General features: G+C 72.2%; 6 protein-coding genes. 5 read left to right on the top strand and 1 reads right to left on the bottom strand.

The annotated features are described in order from the left end of the window. The first annotated feature begins 54 nt into the window (after positions 1 to 54). The 4 genes from VFO68_RS22285 to VFO68_RS22270 all read left to right on the top strand — a co-directional run bounded on the left by VFO68_RS22285 (position 55) and on the right by VFO68_RS22270 (position 1836). On the top strand, positions 55 to 252 hold the full coding sequence (locus VFO68_RS22285; RefSeq protein ID WP_325160299.1) for a DUF4244 domain-containing protein: 198 nt from the start codon (positions 55 to 57) through the stop codon (positions 250 to 252). Beyond that, a complete protein-coding gene (locus VFO68_RS22280; RefSeq protein WP_325160298.1) occupies positions 252 to 596 on the top strand; it encodes a TadE family type IV pilus minor pilin in 345 nt (114 codons plus the stop codon). Before VFO68_RS22285 ends, VFO68_RS22280 begins: the two co-directional genes overlap by 1 nt. After that, positions 593 to 940, top strand: coding sequence for an Rv3654c family TadE-like protein (locus VFO68_RS22275; protein WP_325160297.1), 348 nt, complete (start codon positions 593 to 595; stop codon positions 938 to 940). The genes VFO68_RS22280 and VFO68_RS22275 overlap by 4 nt, the downstream gene beginning before the upstream one ends. Before the next feature lie 287 nt (positions 941 to 1227). Then, complete coding sequence (locus VFO68_RS22270; protein ID WP_325160296.1) at positions 1228 to 1836, top strand: bifunctional DNA primase/polymerase; 609 nt, start codon at positions 1228 to 1230, stop codon at positions 1834 to 1836. Positions 1837 to 2162: 326 nt separating this feature from the next. Here VFO68_RS22270 and VFO68_RS22265 read toward each other — a convergent pair whose 3' ends face one another. Further along, complete coding sequence (locus tag VFO68_RS22265; RefSeq protein WP_325160295.1) at positions 2163 to 4472, bottom strand: DEAD/DEAH box helicase; 2310 nt, start codon at positions 4470 to 4472, stop codon at positions 2163 to 2165. A gap of 270 nt (positions 4473 to 4742) precedes the next feature. Here VFO68_RS22265 and VFO68_RS22260 point away from each other — a divergent pair. After that, positions 4743 to 5527 (top strand): sodium/proton-translocating pyrophosphatase (locus VFO68_RS22260; RefSeq protein ID WP_325160294.1); only part of this gene is annotated, 785 nt, incomplete at its 3' end.

The following is a 5527-nucleotide window of genomic DNA, read 5'->3' as shown; positions in this document are numbered from 1 at the left end:
ATCGGCCTTGCCACTCAACTGTCGGTTCACCAGTAAACAAAAGGAGTAGCTGTCATGTTTCTTCCCCCTATGCCGTTTCGCCCGCTGCTGCACCGGTTCCGGTCCGACGCCGGGATGAGCACGGTGGAGTACGCCATCGGCACGCTCGCCGCCGCGGCGTTCGCGGCGGTTCTCTACGCGGTGGTCACCAACGGCGCGGTCTCCTCCGCGCTGGCCGCGATGGTGCAACGCGCCCTGTCGGTGAAGCTGTGATGCGGTCGGACAGCGGGATGGTCACCGTGGAGGCCGCGCTCGCGATGACCGCCTTCGTCGTGGTGCTCGGCGTCGCGCTGGCCGCCGTCGGCGCCGTGACCGACCAGCTCCGATGTACCGACGCCGCCCGGGAGGCGGCCCGCCTGACCGCGCGCGGCGAGCCCGACCGCGGCCGGTCGGCCGCCGCGCGGATCGCGCCGCGCGGTGCCCGGGTCGCGATCCAGGTCGACGGCGACACGATCGCGGTCGACGTCGATGCCGCGCCGGCCGGCGGGCTGTTGCCCGGTGTCCGGGTTCGCGGGCAGGCCTTCGCCGTCGCCGAACCCGGTGGAGGTGACCGATGAGGGTCCGCGACCGGGGTTCGGCGTCCGTCTGGGGCGCCGGCGGCATCGCGGTGGTGCTGGTGCTGATCGGCCTGGTGGTCGGCATCGGCGCGGCCGCGGTGACCAGACACCGGGCCGCCAGCGCCGCCGATCTGGCGGCGCTGGCCGCCGCCGCGCACGCCGTCTCCGGTGAACGGTCGGCCTGCGACCGGGCCCGCTGGGTGGCCGACCGGATGCGCGTGCGGCTCGCCGCCTGCCGCCTCACCGGTTGGGAGGCCGAGGTGCTGATCGTCGCGCAGCCCCCGGACCTGCTGGTCGGCTTCGGTTCGGCCACCGCGGCGGCCCGCGCCGGACCAGTGGACTGAACCAACGGAGGACCGAACCCGGCTGGACCGCTAAGCGGTCGATTAGTGGCGAGGAACGGTCGTTTGCCCACGATGAACGGCTCCGAACGGCACCTCGGATGCAATTCACCGGCCGGTGATCGCACCCGAGGTGTTCAGCCGCTCGTTCGCGCAACCTTCACTCGGCGTGCCATATCGACCGGTCGTCGACTGCGAGTTTGCTCACGATCGACCATGTCGTTGAGTCACATGTGGGCACCGAACGCGGTGCTCCATGCTCAAGGAGGCAAGTTCCCAAGATGTTGGAGATGGACTGGTCGGATCACTGGCGGCGGGCGTTCCGCGTCGAACTGCGCGCGCAGGCCATTGGCCTCGCGTGGCGCCGTTGGCCGGTACTCCCGGGCTCGTATCCGGCCGGTGAGCAATGGGCGGGCCGCGCCGACGCGCAGGACAGCGGACCGGTTCCCGTGCACGACGACTGGCAGGAGCGCGTCGGCTCCAGCCCCGAAGAGGTCGCCGGATGGTGGGCCGGCCACCCGTACAACCTGTTGCTCGCCACCGGCGTCACGCTCGACGCCGTCGAGGTGGGCAGCGCGCTGGGCACCAGGGTCGCCCGGGTGCTCAGGTCGGTGGGAATGCCGGTGCCGATCATCGGCACGCCGAACGGTCGGTGGCTGTTCCTCACCCAGACCAGTCGCGGGTTGGCTGACGAGTGGGCCGGGCACGCGGACGTCGTGGTGCACGGTGAGGGCAGTTGGGTTCCGCTGCCGCCGACCCAGTTCGAGCACGGAGTCGTGCACTGGCGGGTGCGTCCCGAGGTGTGCGGCTGGCAGATCCCCGAAACCCACATCGTCCAGGACGCCCTGCTCGACGCCGTGGCCGGCGTACCGAGCCGGCACCTGGTGACCGCCGACTGACACACCAATGACCAGCCCCGCCATTCGGTTCGTCGCGACTCCCGCACTCAGTCGACGGACCGCGGGCCGGGCATCCGGCCGAGCACGAGAAAGGAGGAAAGGACTGCCGCAGAGCGATCAGGCAGGAGATCAGGTCGGCGAAAACCTGGCCCCGGGATGACCATCCCGCATGGAGTTCCCGCCTCCCTTTACTCCATGCGTGGTGATGGACACCCAGCCGACGTCTCCGTGGTCGCATGTCCCAAAATGCGGCAGCAGGGCCCTCCGCGTGCTCGGCAATGGGTAACGCGCCGGGAAGCGTCCTTTCGACGCTCCCGGCGCGTTTCCTATTTCTCGGCAAGTGCGTTCAGCACGGCACTGAGCACGGCGACCGCGCCGGCCTTGTCCAGGGGTTCATTTCCGTTGCCGCACTTGGGGGACTGCACACAGGACGGGCAGCCGGACGGGCACTCGCAGGCGGCGATCGCCTCCCGGGTGGCCAGCAGCCACGGGGCGAACGCGAGGAAGGCCCGGTCGGCGAACCCGGCGCCGCCGGGATGGCCGTCGTGCACGAACACCGTGGCCGCACCGGTGTCCGGATGCAGCGCGGTGGACACCCCACCGATGTCCCACCGGTCGCAGCTGGCGAACAGCGGCAGCAGACCGATCGCGGCGTGCTCGGCGGCGTGCAGTGCACCGGGCACACGGGCCGGTCCGAGGCCGGCCGACCGCAACAGGTCCTCGGTCACCGTGTACCAGACCGCCCGGGTCCGCAGCGTCCGCTCCGGCAGGTCCAGCGGAACCTGGTCGAGCACCGCGCCCGACGGCAGCCGGCGCAGGTAGCCGACCACCTGCGCGGTCACCGCCACCTCGCCCAGACACACCGCGACCTCGCCGGCCGGCCGGCGGGATGCCGTGGTGAGCACCGAGATGTCCACGACCTCTCTCGGCGAGGTGGTCCACTCGGGATCCTCCTCGTGCACGAGCGCCAGGCAACCGTCCAGATCGAGCTCGTCGACCACATAGGACGCACCCTGATGCAGGTACACCGCGCCCGGATGCACGGTGGCACAGGCCGAGCCGGGGTTCACCGTGCCGAGCATCCGGCCGGAGTCCGCCTCCACCACGGCGATCTGCTCGCCGCCCGAGCCGCGAATGTCCACAGTGGCGTGTGGCCGGTCGCGGCCGGTCCAGTACCACCCGGTGGGTCGCTTGCGTAGCGCGCCGTCGGCCACCAGGTCGGTCACCACCCGCTCGGCGTGCACACCGCCGAAGTCGGCCAGGCAGTCCGGCGTCAGCGGAAGCTCGGCGGCCGCGCAGGCCAGCTGCGGGGCGAGCACGTAGGGGTTGGTGGGATCCAGCACGGTCGCCTCGACCGGCTTGTCCAGCACCGCGGCCGGGTTGTGCACCAGGTAGGTGTCCAGCGGGTCGTCCCGCGCGACGAACACCACGAGCGCGGCGTCACCGGCGCGCCCGGCCCGCCCGGCCTGCTGCCAGAAGGAGGCCAGCGTGCCCGGGTAGCCGGCCATCAGCACGGCGTCCAGCCCGGCGATGTCGACGCCCAGCTCGAGCGCGTTGGTGCTGGCCACACCGAGCAGCTCGCCGCGCAGCAGCGCGTCCTCCAGCGCCCGCCGGTCCTCGGGCAGGAACCCGGCCCGGTAGGCGGCCACCCGGCGGGCGAGTGAAGAGTCCACTTCGGACAGTGCGCGCCGGGCGCTCAACGCGGTCAGCTCGGCGCCCCGACGGCTGCGCACGAACGCCAGCGTGCGGGCGCCCTCCACCACCAGGTCGGTGAGGATGCGCGCGGTCTCGGCGCCGGCCGAGCGACGCACCGGCGCGCCGTTCTCCCCGGCCAGTTCCTCGAGCAGCGGCGGCTCCCACAGCGCCACCGTGCGTGCGCCTCGGGGGGAGTGGTCCGTCGTCACGGCCACGCAGTCCACCCCGGAGAGCCGGGACGCCGACGCGGCCGGGTCGGACACCGTCGCCGACGCCAGCACGAACACCGGGTCGGCGCCGTACCGCCGGGCCACCCGGCGCAACCGGCGCAGCAGCAGCGCGACGTGCGAACCGAACACCCCGCGGTAGCCGTGGCACTCGTCCACCACCACGTAGGTCAGCCGGCGCAGGAAGCCGGCCCACCGCCCGTGCGCCGGCAGCACCCCCCGGTGCAGCATGTCCGGGTTGGTGAACACCCATCTGGCGTGCGCCCGCACCCAGTCCCGCTCGGCCATCGGGGTGTCCCCGTCGTAACCGGCCGGCCGGACCGCCGGCAGATCCAGCGCGATCGCGGAGCGCAGCTGGTCGGCGGTCAGCGCCTTGGTCGGCGCCAGGTACAGCGCGGTCGCCCTCGGGTCCTCGGTCAGCGCGGTGGCCACCGGAAGCTGGTAGGCGAGCGACTTGCCGGAGGCGGTGCCGGTCGCCACCACGACGTGCCGGCCGGCCCGGGCGTGCTCGGCCGCCTCGATCTGGTGCGTCCACGGCGCTGCCACCCCGCCCCGCCGCACCGCGGCCCGCAGCTGCGCCGGCACCCATTCCGGCCAGGGCACGCAGGTTGCCGGCCGGTCCGGCAGGTCCCGGACGTGGGTTAGCGGGCGCTCACCTTCGGGCACTCCGGCCAGTACCCGGTCGAGCAGCCGCCGGCCCGTGTTCTCGCCCACCGGGGCAGCTTCGCACAGTTCCCCGACACCCGAGCGCTCCTGACACCCGAGCGCTCCTGACACCCGAGCGCTCCCGACACCCGAGCGCTACTGTCCGTTCGACCGGCGCCGGCCAACACGGCCGTTCGCGCCGGCCCTCGGCCTACCCTCGGTCATCGCTGACCCACCCGGACCAATAGACTCCGCCGGTCCCTTCGAGATGTCCCGGTGGCGCATACGTCCAGCCACCGGTGGCCGGCGCCGCTGCCGGCATAGGTACCAGGAGGACGAATGTCCGGGCAGTTGCTCGCGGATGGCTTGACGCTATCCGGAGGTGATCGCGGCGTCGTCGTCGTGGTCGCCGTGATCGCCCTCGCTGCACTCGGCGTGGGTTATGTCCTGCTCAAGGAGGTTCTGGCCGCCGGCCAGGGCACGACCAAGATGCAGGACATCGCCAAGGCAGTTCAGGAAGGCGCCGCGGCGTATCTCAAACGGCAGCGCAACACGCTGACGATCTTCGCGGCGCTGGTTTTCCTGCTGCTGCTCGTACTGCCCGCCGACGGGTGGGGCGAACGCATCGGCCGGTCGCTGTTCTTCCTGGTCGGTGCGGTCTTCTCGTTCGCCATCGGCAACCTGGGCATGTGGCTGTCCACGCAGGCGAACCTGCGGGTGGCCGCGGCGGCCCGGGAGGAGCAGGGCCGCGAGAAGGCCATGCGGGTGGCGTTCCGCACCGGTGGCGTGGTCGGCATGACCACGGTCGGCCTCGGCCTGTTCGGCGCCGCGCTGGTGGTGCTGGTCTACGCGGCCGACGCGCCGAAGGTGTTGGAGGGCTTCGGCTTCGGCGCCGCGCTGATCGCCATGTTCATGCGGGTCGGCGGCGGCATCTTCACCAAGGCCGCGGACGTGGGCGCCGACCTGGTCGGCAAGGTGGAGCAGGGAATCCCCGAGGACGACCCGCGCAACGCCGCCACCATCGCCGACAACGTGGGCGACAACGTGGGCGACTGCGCCGGTATGGCCGCCGACCTGTTCGAGTCCTACGCGGTGACCCTGGTCGCCGCGCTGATCCTGGGCAG

Origin of the sequence: Actinophytocola sp. (assembly GCF_035712165.1) — a bacterium.
In the GTDB taxonomy this organism is placed as follows: Bacteria; Actinomycetota; Actinomycetes; order Mycobacteriales; family Pseudonocardiaceae; genus DASYTH01.
This window is presented reverse-complemented; position numbering and strand designations above follow the sequence as displayed.

Excerpts from the sequence above, each read along its gene's own strand:
- VFO68_RS22270 (WP_325160296.1), top strand. The coding sequence starts at position 1,228 with ATGGACTGGTCGGATCACTGGCGGCGGGCGTTCCGCGTCGAACTGCGC.
- VFO68_RS22280 (WP_325160298.1), top strand. The coding sequence starts at position 252 with ATGCGGTCGGACAGCGGGATGGTCACCGTGGAGGCCGCGCTCGCGATG.
- VFO68_RS22285 (WP_325160299.1), top strand. The coding sequence starts at position 55 with ATGTTTCTTCCCCCTATGCCGTTTCGCCCGCTGCTGCACCGGTTCCGG.
- VFO68_RS22275 (WP_325160297.1), top strand. The coding sequence starts at position 593 with ATGAGGGTCCGCGACCGGGGTTCGGCGTCCGTCTGGGGCGCCGGCGGC.